This window comes from Pantoea sp. M_10 (genome assembly GCF_008631515.1).
GTDB classification, from domain to species: Bacteria; Pseudomonadota; Gammaproteobacteria; order Enterobacterales; family Enterobacteriaceae; genus Pantoea; species Pantoea anthophila.
In genome coordinates, this window is record NZ_VWUL01000003.1 from 149,223 (window position 1) to 172,116 (window position 22,894).

The 22,894-nt window shown below is 56.1% G+C and carries 17 protein-coding genes; 7 read left to right on the top strand and 10 right to left on the bottom strand.

Annotated elements, in window-relative coordinates; genetic code table 11:
- Nucleotides 1–67: 67 nt before the first annotated feature.
- The 3 genes from degS to zapG form a co-directional block, all read right to left on the bottom strand.
- A complete protein-coding gene (gene degS / locus F3I47_RS10525) occupies nucleotides 68–1,129 on the bottom strand; it encodes an outer membrane-stress sensor serine endopeptidase DegS (protein WP_046101068.1) in 1,062 nt (353 codons plus the stop codon).
- A gap of 89 nt (nucleotides 1,130–1,218) precedes the next feature.
- Nucleotides 1,219–2,592 (bottom strand): serine endoprotease DegQ, encoded by a 1,374-nt coding sequence (degQ, locus tag F3I47_RS10530; protein WP_046101069.1) that lies wholly within the window; start codon nucleotides 2,590–2,592, stop codon nucleotides 1,219–1,221.
- 108 nt (nucleotides 2,593–2,700) lie between these two features.
- Nucleotides 2,701–3,102 carry a Z-ring associated protein ZapG gene (gene zapG / locus F3I47_RS10535; RefSeq protein ID WP_009092485.1) on the bottom strand — a complete coding sequence of 134 codons (402 nt, stop codon included), beginning with the start codon at nucleotides 3,100–3,102 and terminating at the stop codon, nucleotides 2,701–2,703.
- Between the two features lie 178 nt (nucleotides 3,103–3,280).
- Here zapG and zapE point away from each other — a divergent pair, with 178 nt between their 5' ends.
- The 5 genes from zapE (at nucleotide 3,281) to sspB (ending at nucleotide 6,933) form a co-directional block, all read left to right on the top strand.
- Nucleotides 3,281–4,408: a cell division protein ZapE gene (gene zapE, locus F3I47_RS10540; RefSeq protein WP_150028732.1), complete on the top strand. Its 1,128-nt coding sequence runs from the start codon at nucleotides 3,281–3,283 to the stop codon at nucleotides 4,406–4,408.
- A 227-nt stretch (nucleotides 4,409–4,635) separates the two neighbouring features.
- A complete protein-coding gene (rplM, locus tag F3I47_RS10545; protein WP_009092483.1) occupies nucleotides 4,636–5,064 on the top strand; it encodes a 50S ribosomal protein L13 in 429 nt (142 codons plus the stop codon).
- 15 nt (nucleotides 5,065–5,079) lie between these two features.
- Nucleotides 5,080–5,472 carry a 30S ribosomal protein S9 gene (gene rpsI / locus F3I47_RS10550; RefSeq protein WP_008925401.1) on the top strand — a complete coding sequence of 131 codons (393 nt, stop codon included), beginning with the start codon at nucleotides 5,080–5,082 and terminating at the stop codon, nucleotides 5,470–5,472.
- Nucleotides 5,473–5,802: 330 nt separating this feature from the next.
- Nucleotides 5,803–6,444, top strand: a complete 642-nt coding sequence (gene sspA / locus F3I47_RS10555; RefSeq protein WP_009092481.1) for a stringent starvation protein SspA — start codon at nucleotides 5,803–5,805, stop codon at nucleotides 6,442–6,444.
- 3 nt (nucleotides 6,445–6,447) lie between these two features.
- Complete coding sequence (gene sspB, locus F3I47_RS10560) at nucleotides 6,448–6,933, top strand: ClpXP protease specificity-enhancing factor (protein ID WP_009092479.1); 486 nt, start codon at nucleotides 6,448–6,450, stop codon at nucleotides 6,931–6,933.
- A 113-nt stretch (nucleotides 6,934–7,046) separates the two neighbouring features.
- On the opposite strand, the gene F3I47_RS10565 is transcribed toward sspB, so the two are convergent.
- Together F3I47_RS10565 and F3I47_RS10570 are read right to left on the bottom strand one after the other, a co-directional pair.
- Nucleotides 7,047–8,804 (bottom strand): sulfite reductase subunit alpha, encoded by a 1,758-nt coding sequence (locus F3I47_RS10565; RefSeq protein WP_009092478.1) that lies wholly within the window; start codon nucleotides 8,802–8,804, stop codon nucleotides 7,047–7,049.
- Nucleotides 8,805–8,985: 181 nt separating this feature from the next.
- Nucleotides 8,986–14,517 carry a glutamate synthase-related protein gene (locus tag F3I47_RS10570; RefSeq protein ID WP_150028731.1) on the bottom strand — a complete coding sequence of 1,844 codons (5,532 nt, stop codon included), beginning with the start codon at nucleotides 14,515–14,517 and terminating at the stop codon, nucleotides 8,986–8,988.
- An 892-nt stretch (nucleotides 14,518–15,409) separates the two neighbouring features.
- Here F3I47_RS10570 and arcB point away from each other — a divergent pair.
- Nucleotides 15,410–17,743, top strand: coding sequence for an aerobic respiration two-component sensor histidine kinase ArcB (gene arcB / locus F3I47_RS10575; protein WP_150028730.1), 2,334 nt, complete (start codon nucleotides 15,410–15,412; stop codon nucleotides 17,741–17,743).
- Between the two features lie 886 nt (nucleotides 17,744–18,629).
- Nucleotides 18,630–19,349 carry a monofunctional biosynthetic peptidoglycan transglycosylase gene (mtgA, locus tag F3I47_RS10580; protein ID WP_111208264.1) on the top strand — a complete coding sequence of 240 codons (720 nt, stop codon included), beginning with the start codon at nucleotides 18,630–18,632 and terminating at the stop codon, nucleotides 19,347–19,349.
- 2 nt (nucleotides 19,350–19,351) lie between these two features.
- On the opposite strand, the gene npr is transcribed toward mtgA, so the two are convergent.
- The 5 genes from npr to rpoN all read right to left on the bottom strand — a co-directional run bounded on the left by npr (nucleotide 19,352) and on the right by rpoN (nucleotide 22,894).
- Nucleotides 19,352–19,624: a PTS phosphocarrier protein NPr gene (npr, locus tag F3I47_RS10585; RefSeq protein WP_150028729.1), complete on the bottom strand. Its 273-nt coding sequence runs from the start codon at nucleotides 19,622–19,624 to the stop codon at nucleotides 19,352–19,354.
- Nucleotides 19,621–20,475 (bottom strand): RNase adapter RapZ, encoded by an 855-nt coding sequence (gene rapZ / locus F3I47_RS10590; RefSeq protein WP_003851114.1) that lies wholly within the window; start codon nucleotides 20,473–20,475, stop codon nucleotides 19,621–19,623. Before rapZ ends, npr begins: the two co-directional genes overlap by 4 nt.
- Nucleotides 20,476–20,522: 47 nt before the next feature.
- The gene (gene ptsN / locus F3I47_RS10595) at nucleotides 20,523–21,002 is read right to left on the bottom strand and encodes a PTS IIA-like nitrogen regulatory protein PtsN (protein ID WP_009092473.1); all 480 of its coding nucleotides are present in this window, start codon (nucleotides 21,000–21,002) and stop codon (nucleotides 20,523–20,525) included.
- A gap of 149 nt (nucleotides 21,003–21,151) precedes the next feature.
- Nucleotides 21,152–21,439, bottom strand: a complete 288-nt coding sequence (gene hpf / locus F3I47_RS10600) for a ribosome hibernation promoting factor (RefSeq protein ID WP_009092471.1) — start codon at nucleotides 21,437–21,439, stop codon at nucleotides 21,152–21,154.
- 21 nt (nucleotides 21,440–21,460) lie between these two features.
- Nucleotides 21,461–22,894 carry an RNA polymerase factor sigma-54 gene (rpoN, locus tag F3I47_RS10605; RefSeq protein ID WP_009092468.1) on the bottom strand — a complete coding sequence of 478 codons (1,434 nt, stop codon included), beginning with the start codon at nucleotides 22,892–22,894 and terminating at the stop codon, nucleotides 21,461–21,463.

Consider the following 22,894-nt stretch of genomic DNA (forward strand, 5'->3'; position numbering starts at 1 on the left):
CGACCGCCAGGGATGGCGGCCTTCTTTGCGATCAGCCGGGCCACCCCTGACCGGGCACCCGTTTCAGCTAACCACTGTTATCAGGAAATTCCTGAATGGTGACTGGCAGCGTCAGTTTCTGATCGTTGCGCAGCACCTGCACATCAATCACGGAACCGGGACGAATCTCTGCCACCTGATCCATGGTCTCCTGCGCCGAAATGGCTGGCTTACCGTTTACGCTGAGCAGTACATCGTTGGCCTGAATCCCGGCCTTGTCCGCCGGTCCATCCGGCGTCACCACGCTGACGATAATGCCCTGAACCCGATCCAGATTGCTGCCCTGTCCATGCAGCGGCGGCAGCTCACGACCGGTAATACCGATATAGCCGCGGATCACCCGACCATCACGAATCAGCTTATCCATGATCTTCGAGGCTAAAACGGTGGGGATGGCGAAACCAATGCCTTCCGGCGTTTCGCCATCGTTACTTTTATCAAAGGTCAGGGTGTTGATGCCCATCAGCTCGCCAAGCGAGTTAATCAGCGCGCCACCGGAGTTACCCTGATTGATCGACGCATCGGTCTGCAGGAAGTTCTGGCGGCCTGATGAACTCAGTCCAACCCGACCCGTGGCGCTGATAATGCCCTGCGTCACCGTCTGCCCCAGGTTATAGGGATTGCCTATCGCCATCACGACATCACCGATATGCGCCTGGCGATTGGGATTGATCGGGATGACAGGCAGGCCGGAGGCGGTGATCTTCAGCACGGCAAGATCGGTCATGCCGTCGGAACCGACCAGCGTGGCCTCAAAGAAGCGGCCATCCTGCAATGCCACGATAATCTGATCGGCATTATTGATGACGTGCTTGTTGGTCAGGATGTAGCCTTTGGCATTCATAATCACCCCCGAGCCCAGGGTGGTGATGCCACGGTTATTGTTGCCGTGGGCGCTCCGGTTATAAACGTTTACAACGGCAGGCACGGCGCGGCGCACCCCCTGATTGAAGCTGAAGGGCGTTTCGTCGTTAATATCGTCGTGGTTATAGAGGGCGTCGCTGCCCATACGCAGTGCAGGCAGTGCTGCGAGTAGAATACCCGCCACAATCAGGCCCAGCACTACGGCACGCAAAAGTTTAAGAAACATGGTGTTAAATCACGCCAGGGGAGATCGCTGGGCAGAATAACATGAGAGCGGCGGACACACACGCGCTTGTGTCCGCCATAATGCGAGGTTTATCTCAACAACAGATAGATACTTTCATCGCCGCGCACCACGTTCAGTGCCAGAACCGGCGGTTTGCCTTCCAGTATCTTGCGCATCTCAGCCAGGGTCTGAACCCGGTTGCGGTTTACGCCGATGATCACATCATCTTTCTGCAGGCCAACCTGTTCAGCCGGTGTCCCTTTTTCGATGGTGTCGACCTTCACGCCTTTGTCGCCGGTTTTGGTCTGTCCATCACTCAGGGTGGCACCCTGCAGGGCCGGAGACATCAGCTGGGCGCTGGCGGTGGTCTGAGCGCTCTGCTCCAGCGTAACGGTGACCGTCACCGGTTTGCCTTCGCGCAGCAGGCCAAGCTTAACCTGTTCGCCTGGTGGGGTCGTGCCTACCTTTACCCGCAACTCAGCGAAGCTGGTAATCGGCTTGTCGTTGATTGAGGTAATGATGTCGCCGGACTTGATGCCCGCCTTCTGTGCGGCAGACTGCGGTAACACTTCCGAAACGAAGGCGCCGCGCTGCGCGTCGACATTGAATGCCTTCGCCATATCGGCCGTCATTTCGGTGCCTTTAATACCCAGCTGACCGCGCTTCACTTCGCCAAATTTGATCAGCTGCTGCGCGAGGTTCATCGCCATATCACTCGGGATAGCAAAGCCGATGCCGATATTGCCGCCGCTGGAGGCCAGAATGGCGGTGTTGATCCCAATCAGCTCGCCGTTCAGGTTGACCAGCGCACCGCCGGAGTTACCGCGGTTAATCGCGGCATCGGTCTGAATAAAGTTTTCCAGCCCCTCCAGGTTAAGGCCGCTGCGGCCCAGCGCAGAGATGATACCGGAGGTGGCGGTCTGGCCCAGACCAAACGGGTTCCCGATTGCGACCGCAAAATCACCCACTTTCAGCTGGTCGGAGTCCGCCACTTTAATCTGCGTGAGGTTTTTCGCGCCCTGGATCTGAATCAGGGCGATATCGGTCTGCTCATCATGACCGATCAGTTTGGCTTCATACTCACTGCCGTCGCCAAGCTGCACATTGATTTTGTCGGCACCGTTCACCACATGATTGTTGGTCAGCACGTAGCCTTTCGCGGCATCAATGATCACGCCCGAGCCCAACCCTTCAAACGGCTGTGGCTGATTATTCCCGCCAGGCATCTGACCGAAAAAACGTTTCAGAGGCTCAGGGATATCCTGAGCCTGTTCGCCGGAATCGGTGCCTTCCACGTGAACGCTGACCACGGCAGGCAACACTTTTTCCAGCATCGGTGCCAGGCTCGGCAGCGGCTGGCCCGCAATTTGTGCTGGCAGCGTTGCCATCGCGTCTGGCGCGGCGGCAAGGCTCATCCCGATACTCAAGGCTAATGCGCTAAACAGGCGTGCTTGTTTTTTCATTGCTACAACGCTCTCGCTGCAAAGTGGGAGGATTTAATGAGTGTGACAGTCGTTTGTGGTCAGGGTTCGCAAAAACAGTGGGCGCAGACAGGCTGCGCCCCAAAAAGATTAGTCGCGGGCAGGGCGCTCGCCACGCAGTAAACCGGATGCGCCTTCAGAGTAGTCGCGCGGCATCTGCACCGGCACCTGATCGTTGTCAGCTTCCGCTTCAGTCAGCTGATAGGCAAAAGGATTCTGCTGACCCGGCAGATTCGGCAGCAGATCGTTAGAGCCTTTCGCCATGTGCTGATAAAGCTGACGATAGTCACGCGCCATGTTGTCCAGCAGCTCGGCGCTCTGGGCGAAGTGGTTAGTCAGCTCTTCGCGGTAATCGGCCAGCTCGGCCTTCGATTTTTCCAGTTCATACTGCATGCTGCGCTGCTCACGCAGCTTTTTGTTGCCGAAACGCATGGCGACTGCGCCGACAATAATACCTACCACTAAACCAATTAGCCCGTATTCCCAGGTCATAATGACTCCCGTGTTTTTTCCATTGTTCCGTAGGGCGTTGCACCATTTCAATAATAGTCACTATACCCGTTAATCTTATGGATGTGGAACTCCGGAGCAGCATGGCTTAGTGTAGAACGGCCTTTTTTTCAGCAACCGTGGTATGAATCAGACACTATTCAGGGACTTTGAAACAACAATGCAAACCTCATCTCCGCTTGCACGTTATGAGCAGGCGCTGTCGCAGGGCGAATTCAGGCCCGATGACGTACAACGTGAAGCGATTACCCGTTTAGACGCCCTGCAGCAGGCGCTGGTTGCCCGGCAACAGGCTGCCGCGCCCGCCTCATCCGGCCTGCTGGGTCGCCTGTCGAAATTGATCGGTAAAGAGAAAAATGCGGCGCCCCAGCCTGTTCGCGGGCTCTACATGTGGGGCGGCGTCGGGCGCGGCAAAACCTGGGTCATGGATCTCTTTTTTCAGTCTATTCCTGGCGAACGCAAACTGCGCCTTCACTTCCACCGTTTCATGCTGCGGGTGCATGAAGAACTGACGCAACTGCAGGGGCAGAGCGACCCGCTGCTGATTATCGCGGACAAATTCAAAGCGGAAACTGACATCCTCTGTTTCGATGAATTTTTTGTCTCCGATATCACCGACGCGATGCTGCTGGGCACGCTGATGGAAGCGCTGTTTGAGCGCGGCATCGCCCTGGTGGCAACCTCGAACATTCCGCCGGATGACCTCTACCGCAATGGCCTGCAGCGCGCGCGTTTTCTGCCGGCTATTGAGCAGATAAAACGGCACTGTGATGTGATGAATGTGGATGCCGGCATCGACTACCGGCTGCGGACACTGACCTCGGCGCATCTGTGGAACTATCCACTCAACGAGGCCACCCACACGGAGATGGCGCGCATGTTTAAGGCGCTGTCGGGCAGCCAGCCGGAGGAGGCGCCGGTGCTGGAGATCAACCATCGCAAGATGCCGACGCTGGGCGTCAGCGACGGCGTGCTGGCCATCAACTTCACGACGCTGTGCGGGGAAGGGCGCAGCCAGCATGACTACATCGCGCTTTCCCGCCGTTTTCACAGCGTGCTGCTCTATGACGTGCCGGTAATGATCTACAAAACCGAAGATCAGGCGCGCCGTTTCCTGGCCCTGGTTGACGAATTTTATGAGCGTCACGTGAAGCTGGTCGTGGCCGCAGAAACCTCGCTGACCGAGATCTATCAGGGGACGCGGCTGAAGTTTGAGTACCAGCGCTGTTTATCGCGGCTTCAGGAGATGCAGAGCGAAGAGTATCTGCGCCTGCCGCATCTGCCGTGAGAATAATCAGGATAAATACCGAAATAGGGTTCGATTTTTGCAATCGACTTCTCTATAATCTTGCGACCCCACGTTACAGCAAAGGATTTTTTTCCCAAATCCTCTGTGTTCCAGTAACTCTATCCGAAGGGGTGGCTTGCTGGTCAAAATGGTCGTGTGAGCCTCATTCGTTTACTTAAGCGTTTGGGATTTCACCAACGTGTAACTTAATTTGGGTAAGCTTTTCGATGAAAACTTTTACAGCTAAACCAGAAACCGTCCAACGTGACTGGTTTGTAGTTGACGCAACGGGCAAAACTTTGGGTCGCCTGGCGACTGAACTGGCGCGCCGTCTGCGTGGTAAGCATAAAGCGGAATACACTCCGCACGTTGATACGGGTGATTACATCATCGTTCTGAACGCAGAAAAAATTGCTGTTACCGGCAACAAGCGTACTGACAAGATCTACTATCACCACACCGGCCACATCGGTGGTATCAAACAGGCGACCTTTGAAGAGATGATTGCTCGCCGTCCTGAGCGTGTGATTGAGATCGCGGTTAAAGGCATGCTGCCGAAGGGCCCGCTGGGTCGTGCTATGTACCGTAAGCTGAAAGTTTACGCAGGCAACGAGCACACCCATGCGGCACAGCAACCGCAAGTTCTTGACATTTAATCGGGATTAAAGGCAATGGCTGAAACTCAAAACTACGGCACTGGTCGCCGCAAAAGCTCTACCGCTCGCGTATTCATTAAGCCGGGTAGCGGTAACATCGTAATTAACCAACGTTCTCTGGAACAGTACTTCGGTCGCGAAACTGCCCGCATGGTCGTTCGTCAGCCGCTGGAACTGCTGGATCTGGTTGGTAAATTCGATCTGTACGTCACTGTTAAAGGTGGCGGTATTTCTGGTCAGGCTGGTGCGATCCGTCACGGTATCACCCGCGCTCTGATGGAATACGACGAATCACTGCGTGGCGAGCTGCGTAAAGCTGGCTTCGTAACGCGTGACGCGCGTCAGGTTGAACGTAAGAAAGTCGGCCTGCGTAAAGCACGTCGTCGTCCTCAGTTCTCCAAGCGTTAATTGTTTGCAGCTCCGGCTGCGGCAATTGGCTCAAAAAACCCGCTTCGGCGGGTTTTTTATTTTCTGCCTTCCCGTCTGATAACGGTGAAAACCGTAAGCCCGCGCTCAATTTACCTGCAAAGATTCATTCCACGCCCACAAGCAGCCTAAAATCTGGTAAACTCTGTGTCACTTTGCGCCCGCAGGCCGGTGCGTTATGCGCCTTCCCGCTGTCGGGGCGTCAGTTTTACGGCGCAGCTGACCAGGTTGCGTGCGAGTTCGACAAGCAAGTGAGTCGCCGTGTGGTTGGCTATTCGCAGTATCTTTTTGTGAACAAACTTGGAGGTTTTCATGGCTGTCGCTGCCAACAAACGTTCGGTAATGACGCTGTTTTCTGGTCCTACTGACATTTTCAGCCATCAGGTACGTATCGTTCTGGCGGAGAAGGGTGTCAGCGTAGAGATCGAGCAGGTCGAAATGGATAACCTGCCGCAGGATCTGATTGACCTCAATCCGTATCGCACGGTACCGACACTGGTAGATCGTGAGCTGACGCTGTATGAATCCCGCATCATCATGGAATATTTAGATGAGCGCTTTCCGCATCCGCCACTGATGCCGGTTTATCCGGTTGCCCGTGGTGACAGCCGCCTGATGATGCACCGCATCGAGCAGGACTGGTACAGCCTGATGAGGAAGGTTGAGAACAGCAGCGGTCAGGAAGCCGAAGCCGCACGCAAACAGCTGCGTGAAGAGCTGCTGGCGATAGCGCCGCTGTTTGGCCGCACGCCTTACTTCATGAGCGAAGAGTTCAGCCTGGTGGATTGCTACCTGGCACCGCTGTTATGGCGTCTGCCTTCAATGGGCATCGATTTGATCGGCTCTGGTTCAAAAGAGCTGAAAGGTTACATGAATCGCGTATTTGAGCGTGACTCTTTCCTCGCTTCATTAACTGAAGCTGAACGTGAAATGCGCCTGCAAGCACGGGCTTAACGTATGGAAATGTCGCAACTTACTGCACGTCGTCCCTATCTGCTGCGCGCCTTCTATGACTGGTTGCTCGACAACCAGCTGACGCCGCATCTGGTGGTCGACATCAATCAGCCAGGTGTTCAGGTGCCGCTGGAGTACGCGCGTGATGGTCAGATTGTCCTGAACATCGCGCCCCGTGCTGTCGGTAACCTCGATCTGGCGAATGACCAGGTGTCGTTTAACGCCCGCTTTGGGGGTGTTCCTCGTCAGGTTAACGTGCCGATGGCGGCAATTCTGGCAATCTATGCCCGGGAAAACGGTGCCGGAACGATGTTTGAACCGGAACCGGCTTACGAGCTGGATATTCAGGAGGCGTCAGAAGGTCAGGAAGAGACCATGATGTCCGTGATTGATGGCGATCGTCCCGACGATGCCAGCGATGATGAGACACCGCCTGATGACGATCCACCGCCGCGGGGTGGACGACCTTCACTGCGCGTCGTGAAATAACCGCAGCATTCTTAAAACAGATACCCGCCTCTCCGGCGGGTATTTTTTTGCCTGTCAGCCATAAAAAAATCCGGCTGCCTGCGCAAACCGGATTTTTTATCACACCTTCGCTATCAATAGACGTCGCGCAGGTAACGCTTCTCTTTCTTCAGCTGGTCGACATAGTCCGCTGCGCGCTCGCTGGAGAGGCCACCGAACTGGCGAACCACTTCATACAGCGCATTATCCACATCCTTCGCCATGCGTGATGCATCGCCACAGACATAGAAGTAAGCGCCTTCCTGCAGCCAGGCATAGAGCTCTGCACCCTGCTCAAGCATCCGGCTCTGCACGTAGATCTTCTTCTCCTGATCGCGGGAGAACGCCAGGTCAAGCCGCGTCAGCAAGCCATTATCCCGCCAGGCGAGCAGTTCATCCTGATAGATAAAGTCATGTTCCTGATGCTGATCGCCGAAGAACAGCCAGTTTTTGCCCTGCGCGCCGGTTGCCTGACGCTCCTGCAGGAAAGCCCGGAAGGGCGCGATGCCGGTGCCAGGTCCCACCATGATCAGCGGAGCGCTGTTATTGGCTGGGACGCGGAACGCTTTGTTCGGCGAAATAAAGATGGCTGGCTTTTCGCCACGACGTACGCGCTCAGCCAGGTAGGTTGAGCAGACGCCACCACGATTACGGCCGCCACTGTGATAACGCACCGAGGCAACGGTCAGGTGCACCTGATTTGGATGGGCTTTAGAGCTGGATGAAATTGAGTAAGCGCGATGCTGCAGCGGACGCAGCAGGGCAACAAACTCAGGCACCGCCAGCGTGCGCGTCAGGTCAAGCTGCAGCAGGTCAAGGCTATCTTTGCCCCACAGCCAGACACCCAGCGCATCTTTGTCGTCGTGCTGTAACACATGACGCAGTTCCTGGTTGGTGGTGTTCTGCCCGACCCATTCGATGAGCTTGCGCGACGGTTCAGAGATCTCAAACTGGTAGGTCAGCAGGTCGCCGAGGCTGCGGTCAAAGCCGGGCACTGGCGTCTCGTAGTCGGCATTAAGCTGGGTCAGCAGCAGGCTGACCAGCGATGGCTCGTTGACCGGAATGACGCCGAGCGCATCACCCGCTTCATACTTCAGGCCGCTGTCGGTCAGGTCAAACTCAAAATGTCGGATATCTTTGGCAGACTGCTCGCCAGAGAGGCGCTTGTTGGTGATCAGCGCCGCGGCGTAAGGGTTCGATTTGTTGCTGCCCGGGATGACCGGTGCTTCAGGCGCGCTCTCCAGCACGGTGCCGCTGCTGCCGGCGCTGGCCGCAAACTGAGGCATGGAGCTGTTCAGCCACTCGCTGGATGGCTCTTCATAGTCGATATCGCAGTCGATGCGATCCACCACGCGTTTTGCTCCCAGCTGCTCAAGGCGCATATCGATGAACTTGCCCGCCTGACAGAAGCCGTCATAGCCGGTATCACCGATTGCCAGCACGGCAAAATGCATCTGCTCCAGGCGCGGTGCGGTACTGGCAGAGATCGCATCCCAGAAGAGCTGCGCGTTATCCGGCATCTCGCCTTCGCCGTAGGTTGAGGTGACGATCAGCACATGGCGCATGGTGGCAAAGACGTCGAGGTCGACGTCGCCCAGCGCCTGAACCACCGGCACCAGCCCTTTAGCACGCGCCGATTTCGCAGCGGTCTGCGCCAGCGCTTCGGCATTGCCGGTCTGTGAGCCGTAGAGAATGTGCAGTTGCGTGGTCGCGGCTGCGCCTGTGCCCGCAGCGGGTTGCTGCTTGTCTTCTAATACCAGCAGACGGGAGTGAAGACCCGCGAGAAAGCCAGCCAGCCAGTATTTCTGATCGCCATTAAAAGGTGCATCTTCTGGAATATAAGGAATTTTCATGGGTACTTTTACTCAATCCCGTTCTTCCCCGTCATCAGTAACGCTGGCCGGTTTAAGCGGTTCCGCTTTCCCGCACCGCGGTGTGCGGCTGGGGAGAGCGGTTCTGCATCTGTCCGGTACAACGACGACTCCGGGCAATGATCAATGAATAACATTCAGTTCAGCCTGAACAGTGTGACTGTCAGGAGAGTTTGCCCACCGCCGCGGCGATTTCAGGCAAGGCCGCACGTGCAAACAGCTCTTCAAAATCAGGCAGGTGGCCCAGCACTTCCCGGTTACAGGCATCCTGATACATGATCCAGCCATAGGTGGCCAGGCTGTCCATGGAGCGGATGTTGCGCTGCGTCAGCGCCGCTTTGTAATCTGACATGCGTTTGGAACCAATCAGACTGGCCAGTTCGTCATCGTTATACGCTTCGATGGCGGAACGGGCATGGCGCTGCAGTTTGCTGATCAGCGAAAAGTCTTCCGTCATCAGCAGATTACGCACGGCTTTTTCTACCGCCGGATCTTCAACCGGTGTCCCTTTCGGTAATTTACTCAGGGCCAGCTGCTGAGCAAAGCTCAGAACGGTGTAGTTGTTAAGCAGAACAAACATCTCCAGCGTATCGGTCGCGCCGTAGGCGGGTACCGCACCGTCAGCAATGGTCTTGCCCTGACGCCAGGCCGCTTTGAACTTCGCAACCTGATGGCCGGCCAGCGCGGTCGACAGCTCTTCGAGCAGATCTTTACGGCTTCTGGCTTTCAGGATCTCACCGCCATCCTGATAGAGCAGCAGCGAGCGCGGCATCACGTACACAAAGTGGTGACACTCCGTTTCCCAGTTCTCCAGCAGCCAGGCGGCACGCGGTGAGTTTGTGGCCTCCAGATGCCAGTTCAGCATGGTCAGCACGGCCTGCTTATGCACCTGCGCCATCTCATCCTGATCGGCAATCGAACCGAAGCGTACTGAATCACCGGCTGCATGGCTGGCGAGTGTTCCATACGGGTCATACTGATAGGCGAAGCCGCCGCTCATGCCGTTACCAAAGCCTTTACCGAAGGTGCCCAGGTTGAGGATGGCACCATTGGTCATATATTCGCAGCAGAAATCTCCTACGCCTTCGACCACGGCTGTGGCACCGGAGTTACGCACCGCGAAGCGGTCACCGGCCTGGCCCTGCACGAACAGGCGTCCACCGGTCGCGCCAAACAGCGCAAAGTTACCGATCAGCACGTTACCATCGCCATCCTGCGCGCCGCCGCCCGGCGACATGATAAACAGCTCACCGCCACACTGTCCCTTGCCGACGCCGTCGTTACAGGTGCCGTAGTGGGTCAGCTGCATGCCATCGTTGCAGAAGGCGCCAAATGACTGACCGGCTGAACCGGCGGTTGAAATTTTTACGGTCGCAGGTGCCAGATAATGGCGACCGCGGTCATCGCTCAGAACCGCAGGCATCGCCTGCAACTGCGCCGCACTCAGCTGATGGTTCAGCATGCGTTCAATGTCGATCGCCAGCTGGCCCCCCACACTTTTGTTGCGGTTGTTCAGCACGATGCCGTTGCCCAGTGCGACGTCGGTATTGCCCTGATCGACCAGCGCTGATTTCAGCTGCTCAACCCAGCCATCATCCAGCTCAAAATCTTTCTCCAGATAGACCGGCTTCTCGATCTTCAGCTCCGGCACTACGGTGAGCATGGCGCGTAAGTCGAGCTTGCCCACTTCCAGCGGGTGATCCATCAGGTGCAGCAGGTCGGCCCGGCCGCGCGCTTCACGCAGGGAACGCAGGCCCATACGCGCCAGGATCTCACGCACTTCATGGGCGACGTTGAGGAAATACTGCGCCAGCTGACGCGGATCGCCATCAAAGGCTTCGGCGTTAGTCGTCAGGCCCGCCGGGCATTTGACGTTACAGTTTTTCGCCATCACGCACTTCAGCATCATCAGCGCTGTAGTACCGAATTCGAAGCTGTCGCCGCCCAGCAGCGCGGATTTCACCACGTCGCTGCCGGTCTGCTGCGCGCCCGAGCAGCGCAGCTGCACTTTCTCACGCAGGCCGTTGGCGCAGAGCGCCTGATGGACTTCAGCGATACCGATTTCCGCCACGCGTCCGGTGTATTTCAGGCTGGTCACCGACGCAGCGCCGGTACCACCGGTGTTACCCGCCACGTTAATGACGTCTGCGCCCGCTTTGGCCACGCCGACCGCGATGGTGCCGATCCCTTCTGAGGAGACCAGTTTGACAATCACGCGCACCCGCGCGGCTTTACAGTCATGGATCAGCTGCGCCAGATCTTCGATGGAGTAGGTGTCGTGGTGCGGCGGCGGCGAGACCAGCTCGACGCCTGGCGTACCGCCACGTGCTGCCGCAATCTCAACCGTGACTTTTGCCGCCGGTAGCTGGCCGCCTTCGCCAGGCTTCGCACCCTGACCTATCTTGATTTCCAGCTCTTCCAGCATCGGGTCCGCCAGATAGGCGGCCCAGACGCCAAAACGGCCTGACGCCAGCTGCTTGATGCGTGAGGCACGGATGGTGCCGTGACGGGAGTAGTGCTCGCCGCCTTCACCGCAGTTACTCATGCCGCCGACCATGTTGGTGCCGTGCGCCACCGCTTCATGCGCGGGGGCGACCAGCGCACCGTGACTCATCGCACCGGAGGCAAAGGTGCGGGTGATTTCGCACGCCGGCTGCACGTCGCTCAGTGGCAGGGAGGGCAGAGTGGTGAAAATACGTGACAGGTAGTCTGCCGCTTTACCGTAAGCGGTTATTTTCAGACCGCCGGTCACCACCTCGCTGCTCTCGATATCGTCGCCGAAGCGGAACTTCAGGGCGTTAGAGAGATTCTGCAGGCGCTCGTTCTCTGGCTTCAGGCCTTCGATCGCATCGGTCAGACGCAGCATAAAGTGATTCAGGCTGCCATCCACCGCTTCACACACCAGACCACGAATGGCAAAGCCGTTGTTGGTCAGTGAGTAGCGTCCCAGTTTGCGGCGGAACTCCGCTTCGCTGTCGATATGGGTCAGATCGGCCGGGAATGTCAGGATGTCACGCAGGGCCGCCGGGCGACGCTTACGCTCCTCATACATCAGGCTGGAGAACTGACGATAGTCGGCCGTGATCGCGAAGTTGTTGATCACCTCATCCGGAATACGCTCGAAGCTGCTGTCTTTAAAGGTTTCTGGCTTGATGCCAAAAGCGTTATCCAGTTTTGCCAGCGTCATCAGACGGATAAAGTTATCCTCTTCGCGCGCTTTATCAGCAAAGCGAATCGGCTCTTCGGTCATATCGATAAAGGTGCGTACGGCAATCGTGCCGTAGGAGTGACCGGCACCCTCTGCGCGCTCTTTAAACAGACCCAGCAATGGTACGTCCGATTCACCCTGAATCTTCAGGGCACTCTGATGCCAGTCAACGGCCATCTGCGCGATAGCCGCGAAGCCTGCGCCACCCACCGGCGTTTTGATATTCGGGAAGTACTTTTTCAGCACCGGGTCATCGGTGTTGAGGAAGTTAGGCTCAAAGAACTCGCCGCTGCTGTAGCTTTCTACGGTACAGAGGCCCACTTTGCCCATGGTTTTCATCAGGGCTTTTTCCGCAGCTTTGGCATAGCGCTTAAAGGCTTTATTGCCTTCTTCACCCTCGCCAAATTTCTCCTCTGCGCGCATCTGTACGCCCAGCGGATAGATTGCTGATGCGCCGAAGCCCAGCGTCGCGGCAATGTGGTGCGAGGAGATGCTCTGACCGCTTTCCACCACCAGTGACACATCAAGGCGCAGACCTTCCTGCACCAGGCGCTGGTTGATGGCGGAAACCACCAGCAGCATCGGGATCGCGGCGTGCTTCGAGGAGATGTGGCGGTCGGTCAGAACGGCGATGCCGCCCTGCGTCCGGGCAAAATCCACCACCTGCTGCGCCAGGTCATCAATCGCTTTTTCCAGGGCGTTCGCGTTGGCGGTCGTGCTCAGCAGATCTTTGCCGATGACCGGCTCATAGAGCATCTCGAAGCGGGCGTAGGGGGCAACGGTCTGCTCACGCAAACGCAGCATATCGAGATGGCTGAGAATCGGTGTCGGCACCACAATCTGACGGCCTTTGCTGCGGCCCAGGTGCGGTTTCGCCCCCAGCGCCACACGCAGCGTCATGCCATCCACTTCGCGGATAGAGTCCAGCGGCGGGTTGGTAACCTGCGCAAAGCGCTGAGAGAAGTAGTGCGCCATGCCACCTTCATGATCGGATAAGCCGTTGATGGCGTTGCCGTAACCCATTGCGGAGATCTTCTCTGCGCCGGTGTTAAGCATCGGGTCCATCATGAACTTGAAGCTTTCCTGGTTGTAGTAGTAGGCGACAAAGCGCTGATAGGTTTTCAGATCGCCGCGATAGCGCAGCGGTGAACCCTGTTGCTCAGCCGGGATTTCCGGCAGATCGTCCAGGCCGACGCGCGCTTCACGCAGCAGGGCGGAGTAATCTTTCTCGGCGGCCAGTTTTTCCAGCGCCTGCAGCGTGGTGTAGCTGCGTTTTTCACGGTGATCGAAGTAGAGCATGCCGCCCGCTTCGATACGACCACGCCGCAGGACGCTTTCAGGAGGAAAGGCGATCTGGCCCGCTTCGGACATCGCACCGATATAGTCTGCGGTTTCGACTGAGCGCAGCGGGCGCAGGCCCAGACGGTCAAGGCGTGCGCCAATCACTTCGCCATTGCCAAAGATTAAGGCGGCAGGGCCGTCATTCTTCTCTTCATACAGAGAGAAATACTCCAGCATGTCGCGCACCTCGGTTGACAGCGAGCTGTCATTTTCCCAGGCGGGCGGCATCATGGAAACCACGGCGGTGATCAGATCGAGATTATCTTCCATCAGACGGCTGTGGATACTCTGATCCAGACGCGAGCTGTCGGACTGCCCTTTAGGCCGCACGATCTTTTTGCCGCGCGCCAGTGCCAGGGCCGATTCGGCGATGCGGTTTTTACGATCCGTGTTCAGCTCGCCGTTGTGCGCCATCAGGCGGAACGGCTGCGCCATAGTGGTATGCGGATCGGTGTTGGTCGAGAAACGAGTGTGGAAAAAGAGCCCGCGGACCTGATGATCGGGATCGGTCAGATCTTTGAAGTAAGGAATCACTTCATTGGAGTTCAGGCGCGCTTTAAATACCTGCGTGCGCGACGACAGCGACAGCGGATAGAGACCGCCAAATTCGCTTTCGGTAAAGGCGCGTGCTTCGATAGTTAACAGGGCGCGGTAGATACGTTGTTCGAAGTCGTTCTGATCGGCCACGTCCTGAGGCGCAGTGAAGATCCACTGCAGAATCGGTAACTGAAACTGAATGGCAGCCGGACGCGTCACGCTGCTGTCGAGCGGCATGTCGCGCTTCATGATCACCGGCAGGCCGAAACTGCTGAGGGTCTCATCCACCAGACGTTCGGCATTCGCGCGCAGCTCAGCATCTTTCGGCACAAAGAAGTTGCCGACGCCAAAGCGACCCGCTTCCAGTGGCTGGCCGGTAATCTTGCGGAAAAAGTGCAGTGAAAGGTCAACGTTGACGCCTGCGCCATCGCCGACACCTTCTGCTGACATACCGCCGCGGTGCGGCACTGTGCACAGGGCGCTGTGCGCCATCTGCAGAATCTCATGGGTCTGCTCGCCGTCCTTACGCGTAATGAAACCTACACCACAGCTGTCACTGCCTGCTGTCGGATCATACAAGCCATAGGATTGAGGTTTTTTAGTGGACATTGAGGGTCTCCTTAAACTGCTTTGACATTACCTGCACTGTTTCAGGGTCTGGGCGCAACTGAGGCGCAGCTTCATTTTCATCGCCATGCTCTGTCGAGCGCGCGTCATAGCCCTGAGCATTTCTCTCCAGACATCCGTAAAACGTCCTTTATTGAGCTGCTCTTCGATTTCCGGTCTCGTAAAGGAGATGACTTAAACCACGCGGGAGTCTTCTTGTTGCATAGATATGCCGAGACAATGGCCCGTCAGGAAAGCTTTCAGCGGATTTCCAACTTATCGGGAAAGCGTAATCAGGTCAAATAGGGCGGCCAGGCGGGCTTATCAGGCGCTTTTCTCGTATAAATATATGAAAGTAATGGTTTTTATGGTTTAAAATGTCTCACTCTGCCACCTGGTGATCGGCCGATAAATGTGAACTGACTCACTGTAGTGCAGGCGTCATATCTCTGCACCATGCTGGTGACAGGGTGTCTGGCAGCATTAAATGCTGTCCGGCACCCCTGATACATAGCATGTATCTGTTTTTCTTATGTCGGCCTATTTGAATGAAACAGCGGTTGGTTATAAGAAAAATTAATCAGGAGGCGAATGCTTAAAACAGCATTAAAGTTGAATGAGTATTCATATAAAGGAGAGAGCCTGCGCAACAGGACGCTGCCAGGATATTGAAAAAAGGCCGTCGGGTGAAATCTGCGATTCACAGGCGGCCTTACAGATTATTCATTTGGCACAATCAGTCAAGGGATTTAACCGGTTTGTGCCAAACGTCGCCGAACGGCAGGGGCGGATGCACCATAAAAGCGCATTCAATCCCTCATCTTCGCGTGACGTGCTGCGACGTCCGCAGGCTAACTGCGCTATCATGGGGCTGTTTCTTTTCCAGGGAGTCGTTATGAAACAGATTCGTCTGCTGGCGCAGTATTACGTCGATTTAATGGTCAAACTTGGCCTGGTCAGGTTCTCGCTGCTGCTGGCCTCTGCGCTGGTGGTGCTGGCGATGATTGTCCAGATGGCGGTCACGATGGTATTGCGGGGGCACGTCGAGAGTATCGATGTGGTGCGCTCGGTCTTCTTTGGCCTGCTGATTACGCCCTGGGCCGTCTATTTTCTGTCGGTGGTGGTCGATCAGCTTGAGGAGTCCCGGCAGCGGCTGGCAAGGCTGGTGGATAAGCTGGAAGAGATGCGCACCCGCGACCTGGAACTCAATCAGCAGATGAAGGAAACCATCACCCAGCTGAATCAGGAGATCAGCGATCGTAAAAAAGCGGAGCTGGCGCGCGAACAGGTGATGGACAAGCTGCGCGAAGAGGTCACCCGCCGCGAACAGGCTCAGATTGAGCTGGAGCAGCAATCATCCTTCCTGCGCTCCTTCCTGGATGCGTCACCTGACCTGGTATTCTATCGCAACATCGACAAGCAGTTCTCCGGCTGCAACCGCGCCATGGAGCTGCTGACCGGCAAAAGCGAAAAGCAGCTGATTGGCCTGACGCCGCGCGATATCTACGATGATGAAGCCGCGACCAAGGTGCTGGAAACGGACGAAAAAGTGTTCCGCCATAATGTCTCCCTGACCTATGAGCAGTGGCTGCAATATCCCGACGGGCGCAAAGCCTGTTTTGAGATCCGCAAGGTGCCCTATTACGATCGTGTCGGCAAACGCAGCGGGCTGATGGGCTTTGGCCGCGATATCACCGAGCGTAAGCGCTATCAGGACGCGTTAGAGAACGCCAGCCGGGAAAAGACCACCTTTATCTCCACCATCAGCCATGAGCTGCGTACGCCGCTTAATGGCATTGTCGGCCTGAGCCGCATCCTGCTGGATACCGATCTGAACCAGGAACAGCTGAAATACCTGAAAACCATCCACGTCTCGGCCATTACGCTGGGCAACATCTTCAACGATGTGATTGAGGTGGACAAAATCGAGCGTCGTAAAGTTCAGCTGGATAATCAGCCGCTCGACTTCACCGGTTTCCTCGCCGATTTAGAGAATCTCTCCGGCCTGCTGGCGCAGCCAAAAGGGCTGAAGTTTGTGCTCGCGCCGCAACTGCCGCTGCCTCACATGATCTCCACCGACGGAACGCGTCTGCGTCAGATTCTCTGGAACCTGATTGGTAACGCCGTGAAGTTCACCCAGCAGGGCGAGATCGTGGTGCGCGTCGCGTATGAGCAGGATGAAACACTGCGCTTTGAGGTGCAGGACTCCGGCATGGGTATCCGCCAGGAGGAGCAGGACAAGATTTTTGCGATGTACTATCAGGTTAAAGATCAGCATGGCGGGAAACCGGCGACCGGAACCGGCATCGGGCTGGCGGTTTCACGTCGACTGGCCCAGGCGATGGGGGGAGATATCCGCGTACAGAGTGCGCCCGGCCAGGGCTCATGCTTCACCGTCGAAATTAAAGCACCACGCATCGCAGAAGAAGTGATTGACGAAGGCGTCGACGACAGCCTGCCTCTGCCTGCGCTGCATGTGCTGCTGGTTGAGGATATTGAACTGAATGTGATTGTGGCGCGCTCCGTTCTGGAGAAGCTGGGATGCAGCGTGGAGGTCGCCATGACCGGCAGCGAGGCTCTGGCGATGTTTGACCCGCTGGAGTTCGATCTGGTGCTGCTGGATATTCAGCTGCCCGATATGACCGGGCTGGATGTCTCCCGTGCGATTCGCCAGCAGTATCAGGGCGCGCATCTGCCTCCGCTGGTGGCGCTCACGGCCAACGTGCTGAAAGATAAAAAAGAGTATTTCGACGCCGGGATGGATGATGTGCTCAGTAAACCGCTGGCCGTGCCTGCCCTGACCGCAATGATCAAAAAATACTGGGACTATCAGGCAGAAACGGACGATGAAACGCCCGCCGTCAGCGATGACAAAACCCGGATGCTGCTGGATGTCGCCATGCTCGAACAGTATATCGAGCTGGTGGGCCCGGGGTTGATTACGCAGAGCCTGACGATGTTTGAGAAGATGATGCCCGACTATCTTGCGGTACTGGAATCGAATCTGATGGCGCGCGATCAGAAAGGAATTGCGGAAGAGGGGCACAAAATCAAAGGCGCGGCCGGGTCCGTCGGGCTGCAGCGTTTACAGATGCTGGCGAAACAGATCCAGAGTCCGGAGCTGCCGGCGTGGTGGGACAACGTGGTTGAATGGATTGAAGAGCTGAAACATGAGTGGCGACACGATGTGCAGGTTCTGCGCGACTGGGTTGCCGGACAGGAGAAGTGAAACGGCAGAAAAAAATGACCCCAGCCGAGGCCGGGGTGCGCGAATACTGCGCCAACACCAGGGAAAATGTTGCGGCCGCTATGATTTGAATAATTAATGCCGCCGCAGGGTATTGGTTAACACTGTCATCACCTTAGCAAATTCATCTTCTCATGTGACAAGATTCATTAAAATGTGTGATGTTGAGCAGCGTTTAAACACAGAAAACATTAATTTGGCAACACAGTCAAGCAAGGAATTAATTTGCGCGTTATGTTGCTGCTATTTTAATCAGATTTACCCTTTTTCGCGTACTTTTAATGCGGCTGCGCCATGTCGCGAAGACCGTACAGCGTAAAAGCGAACCGGCAGGTTCATTTGCCCTGACAGTCCGCGTAACGCGCTGATATTGCAAGCCGGCAGCCTGAAATGAACCGAATCATCCAAAACGATTCGGAATGGCAGAAATGAATCTTAAACTTTGCGCTTTTCTGCGTCTGCCGGGTTGCGGGGCAGGGATCGAAAACCGGGTCATTTATGACAGGATTTACGCTGACCTCTGCTGTTTATTTAGACGTTATAAGAATAGTTCTGGTTAAGAGTTGAACCATTACGACAACAGAAAAAAATAACAGTTAAGGGTGGTGAATGATTTAAATCGGCGTTTATTACCCATTATTAAGTGTTTATCTGGAAAGATGCTAAGCAGTGGCAATGAATGGAACCGATTCCTTTTTTCGGAAGTCCTTGAACTATTTCGATCTGTTGCCGCATGTTGATGCAAAATAGGTGCATGAAGTCTGGAAACGCACCGTTCATTTTCACCGAAAATCGCAAAAAGGCGATTTTTCTGGCAGTGATTACATGAGTAATTGATTAACGTCTGAAACAGGTATGGGAAGATTGCATGAACAAGCATAAAGGAAGCGCCGGACGGCGTATCAGACGGATTGCCGGCCGTCTCCTGCTGGTCTGGCTGGGCGTGTGGCTGGCCGGCATTTTACTCTTTTCGTTTTTACCGGTGCCCTTCTCCGCGGTGATGGTGGAGCGACAGGTGGGGGCGTGGTTGCGCGGTGATTTCAGTTATGTGGCGCATTCAGACTGGGTCGGACATGATGAGATCTCGCCGTGGATGGGGCTGGCCGTTATCGCTTCTGAAGATCAAAAGTTTCCCACCCACTGGGGCTTTGATGTGGCGGCGATTGAATCGGTACTGGATAATAGCGACAGCCGGATGCGCGGAGCGTCCACGCTGTCACAACAGACCGCGAAGAATCTCTTTCTCTGGGATGGCCGCAGCTGGATCCGTAAGGGGCTGGAAGCGGGTCTGACGGTGGGGATTGAGACGGTCTGGACGAAGCGGCGTATTCTGACCGTCTATCTCAATATCGCGGAGTTCGGGCCGGGCATCTTTGGTGTGGAGGCCGCATCACAGCACTATTTCCACAAACCTGCCAGCCGGCTCACCGCGGCCGATGCTGCTTTGCTGGCGGCGGTACTGCCGAATCCGATTCGTTACCGTGCCGCCGCGCCTTCAGGCTATGTCAGGTCGCGGCAGCAGTGGATACTGCGCCAGATGCGTCAGCTGGGGGGAGAGGGCTTTTTACAGCGTAATCAGCTTAACTGACCTTACTCTTCATCAAAGCCCGCTTCAAACAACTCAATGACCGCAGCCAGCGCCGGGACCTCTTCCGGCCCGCTGGCTTCAATCTCAATGTGTCCCCCTTTTGCCGAGTCGAGCATCAGCAGGGCGATCACGCTGCTGGCCTCGGCTTCGGTGCCTGCCTCGTTGCGCAGTAACACTTCGGCATCGAAGCTCTGCACCAGCTCAAACAACTTCATCGCCGGACGGGCATGCATGCCCAGCTTATTTTTGATTTCTACAGTTTGTTTGACGGTCATGATTTGCGCTTTTCCAGCGTGCGATGGCGTGACTGTACATTCTTACCGCGCGAGCGGAAATAGTCCGCCAGCTGCTCGGCGATATAGACTGAGCGGTGTTTACCGCCGGTACAGCCAATCGCCACGGTAAGATAGCTACGGTTGTTGGTCTCCAGCATCGGCAGCCAGAGTTCAAGATAGCTGCGTGTCTGGTAGATAAAATTATGCACTTCCGTGTGGCGGTCGAGGAAGGCCGCGACCGGGCGATCGAGGCCGGTCATCGGGCGCAGTTTCGGATCCCAGTGGGGATTGGGCAGAAAGCGCACGTCAAACACGTAGTCCGCGTCGATAGGGATGCCATGTTTGAAACCAAAGGATTCAAATACCATGGTCAGCTCGCGTTCACGCTTGCCCAGCAGGCGGGTGCGCAGCATCTCGGCCAGCTCATGCACCGACATCTCTGACGTATCAATGATCAGATCGGCGCGCGAACGCAGCGGCTCCAGCAGATCGCTCTCTTCATCAATGGCGCTCTCCAGCGACAGATTTTTGCTGGAGAGGGGGTGCAGACGACGCGTATCGCTGTAGCGGCGAATCAGCGTGTTGCGGTCGGCGTCGAGAAACAGCAGCTGAGGTGAAAAGGAGTCGGGCAGATTATTCAGTGCGGTTTCAAAAATTTCGGGGGATTCAGGCATATTGCGTACGTCGATGCTGACCGCCGCCGAAATATTCCGCTCTGCCAGTGAGTTCGCTAACTCCGGCAGCAGCACCACCGGCAGGTTATCAACACAGTAGAACCCCATATCCTCCAGCGCACGGAGTGCCACTGACTTCCCCGAGCCTGAACGACCGCTAACGATCATCAGCACCATGACCTTCTCTCCCGTTTTAAAACCGGCACCCGGCCGGTAAAGACGCGTTACAGCTCTGTCTGGTTTTCCGTAATAATGGCATAAAGCTCTTCATCACTCTGCGCAGCGCGCAGCCGGCGGCAGACCGTTTTATCGGCCAGACGCTTTGCCACCAGTGAAAGGGTGTGCAGGTGTGTTTTGCACTGGTCAGCCGGAACCAGTAAGGCAAACAGCAGATCGACCGGCTGGTTATCAACGGCATCAAACGCAATCGGCTGTTCGAGGCTGATAAAGACCCCGACCGCGCGCAGTGTATCCTCTTCCAGCTTGCCGTGCGGGATCGCTATCCCGTTGCCGATACCGGTACTGCCCATACGCTCACGCGTCAGGATCGCTTCGAAAAGCGTCTGGTGCGGCAGGTTGAGCTGCTTAGCGGCCAGTTCGCTGATGATTTCCAGCGCACGTTTTTTGCTCTGGCAGTGTACGCCACTGCGTGTGCAGTCAGGCGAAAGCACCGTGCTCAATTCCAGTGTAAGATCGTTGTTCATTATCGTTTCACTTGCGGGTTCACCAGGCCATTCACCGCCGGCGTCTTCTGACGTGACGGAAATGACGCCTGCCAGATGACAAAACGGGGCGGATTATCCGCCCCATCCTGTCGGCTCAGTGCGCCAGGCGCGCGTAGCCAGCATGAAGGTTAGTGTTTTTTCAGTTTATCTTTATGTTTAGTCAGCTGACGGGCGAGCTTGTCGATCAGCCCGTCAATCGCCGCGTACATATCTTCCGCTTCCGACGTAGCGTGCAGCTCGCCACCGTTAACGTGGAGTGTTGCGTCAGCCACCTGCATGACTTTCTCAACTTTCAGGACAATATAGACCTGATTGATGTGCTCAAAATAGTGTTCCAGTTTGGCAAATTTAGCACTGACGAATTCACGCAGTGGTGGCGTAATTTCAACATGTTGCCCGGTCAGGTTCAGCTGCATAGGTCTTCCTTCTCATTTCTGTCAAACCAGCTGTTTACGCTGGTTTGATGGCGGGATGGATAAAGACTCACGATATTTTGCGACGGTACGCCGTGCCACCATGATCCCCTGATCGGACAACATGGAGGTCAGTTTACTGTCGCTCAAGGGTTTGGCTGGATTTTCCGCCGAAATTAATTTTTTCACCAGCGCACGAATCGCGGTAGAGGAGGCTTCGCCGCCCCCTTCCGTGTTGACGTGGCTGGAGAAAAAGTACTTCAGTTCAAAAATACCGCGCGGACTGTGCAGATACTTCTGCGTGGTCACGCGGGAGATAGTCGATTCGTGCATCTCAACGGCCTGAGCGATATCAGCCAGGACCATCGGGCGCATAAACTCTTCCCCCTGCTCGAAAAACGCCTGCTGCTGCTCAACGATACAGCGCGTCACTTTCAGCAGTGTATCATTGCGGCTTTCCAGACTCTTAATCAGCCAGCGTGCTTCCTGCAGGTTGCTGCGAATAAACTGCGTGTCGCTGTCGTTACGCGTGGTGCCGCCCATTGCCGCATAGTGCTGATTGATCTTCAGGCGGGGCAGGCTGTCGGCGTTGAGTTCAACCGTCCAGCGGCTGCCGACCTTGCGCACCAGCACATCGGGAATCACATATTCCGGTTCGCCGGTGTTAATCGACTGGCCGGGACGCGGGTCCAGCGACTGAATCAGCAGCATCGCCTCTTTCAGCACCTCTTCTTTGAGGCGCGTTACCCGCATCAGGCTACGGAAGTCGTGGTTGGCCAGCAGATCGAGATGCTCACTGACAATCAGACGTGCTTCGGTCAGCATGGGCGTGTCGGGTGCATATTGTGACAGCTGAACCAGCAGGCAGTCGCGCAGATCGCGCGCACCCACGCCAATCGGGTCAAAGCGCTGGATGCGTTTCAGCACCGCTTCAACTTCATCCACCTCCAGTTCGTCATTGCCGATACTGTCGAGGATCTCCTCAAGCGAAACGGTGAGATATCCGGTGTCATCGATAGCATCGACGATAGAGGTCGCAATCGCGCGATCGGTATCACTGAACGGCGTCAGGCCGACCTGCCACATCAGATAATCCTGCAGGGACTGCGTCGTTTCACCCTGGTAGACCGGTAGCTCATCATCCTGATAGTCCGTTCCGGTGCCGGAAGGTGTGCCAGCGGTGTAGATCTCATCCCAGGTGGCATCCAGCGGCAGTTCATCGGGCATCTCTTTTTGCTCAAGCGCTTCGCGGGTATCCAGCGCCTCCGCTTCTGCAGCGTCCCGGGAGTCGATCTCGTCGTGCGGGTCCGTCTGCTCAAGCAGGGGATTACTTTCCAGCGCCAGCTGTAGCTCCTGCTGGAGTTCAAGCGTAGAGAGCTGCAGCAGACGAATCGCCTGCTGCAGTTGGGGAGTCATTGCCAGCTGTTGGCTGAACCTGAGTTGTAAGCCTTGCTTCAT

Coding starts and splice junctions, on each gene's coding strand:
- hpf (WP_009092471.1), bottom strand. CDS start 21,439: ATGCAGCTGAACCTGACCGGGCAACATGTTGAAATTACGCCACCACTG.
- rpsI (WP_008925401.1), top strand. CDS start 5,080: ATGGCTGAAACTCAAAACTACGGCACTGGTCGCCGCAAAAGCTCTACC.
- rpoN (WP_009092468.1), bottom strand. CDS start 22,894: ATGAAGCAAGGCTTACAACTCAGGTTCAGCCAACAGCTGGCAATGACT.
- sspB (WP_009092479.1), top strand. CDS start 6,448: ATGGAAATGTCGCAACTTACTGCACGTCGTCCCTATCTGCTGCGCGCC.
- degS (WP_046101068.1), bottom strand. CDS start 1,129: ATGTTTCTTAAACTTTTGCGTGCCGTAGTGCTGGGCCTGATTGTGGCG.
- rapZ (WP_003851114.1), bottom strand. CDS start 20,475: ATGGTGCTGATGATCGTTAGCGGTCGTTCAGGCTCGGGGAAGTCAGTG.
- mtgA (WP_111208264.1), top strand. CDS start 18,630: ATGAACAAGCATAAAGGAAGCGCCGGACGGCGTATCAGACGGATTGCC.
- sspA (WP_009092481.1), top strand. CDS start 5,803: ATGGCTGTCGCTGCCAACAAACGTTCGGTAATGACGCTGTTTTCTGGT.
- npr (WP_150028729.1), bottom strand. CDS start 19,624: ATGACCGTCAAACAAACTGTAGAAATCAAAAATAAGCTGGGCATGCAT.
- rplM (WP_009092483.1), top strand. CDS start 4,636: ATGAAAACTTTTACAGCTAAACCAGAAACCGTCCAACGTGACTGGTTT.
- degQ (WP_046101069.1), bottom strand. CDS start 2,592: ATGAAAAAACAAGCACGCCTGTTTAGCGCATTAGCCTTGAGTATCGGG.
- zapG (WP_009092485.1), bottom strand. CDS start 3,102: ATGACCTGGGAATACGGGCTAATTGGTTTAGTGGTAGGTATTATTGTC.
- F3I47_RS10565 (WP_009092478.1), bottom strand. CDS start 8,804: ATGAAAATTCCTTATATTCCAGAAGATGCACCTTTTAATGGCGATCAG.
- zapE (WP_150028732.1), top strand. CDS start 3,281: ATGCAAACCTCATCTCCGCTTGCACGTTATGAGCAGGCGCTGTCGCAG.
- arcB (WP_150028730.1), top strand. CDS start 15,410: ATGAAACAGATTCGTCTGCTGGCGCAGTATTACGTCGATTTAATGGTC.
- F3I47_RS10570 (WP_150028731.1), bottom strand. CDS start 14,517: ATGTCCACTAAAAAACCTCAATCCTATGGCTTGTATGATCCGACAGCA.
- ptsN (WP_009092473.1), bottom strand. CDS start 21,002: ATGAACAACGATCTTACACTGGAATTGAGCACGGTGCTTTCGCCTGAC.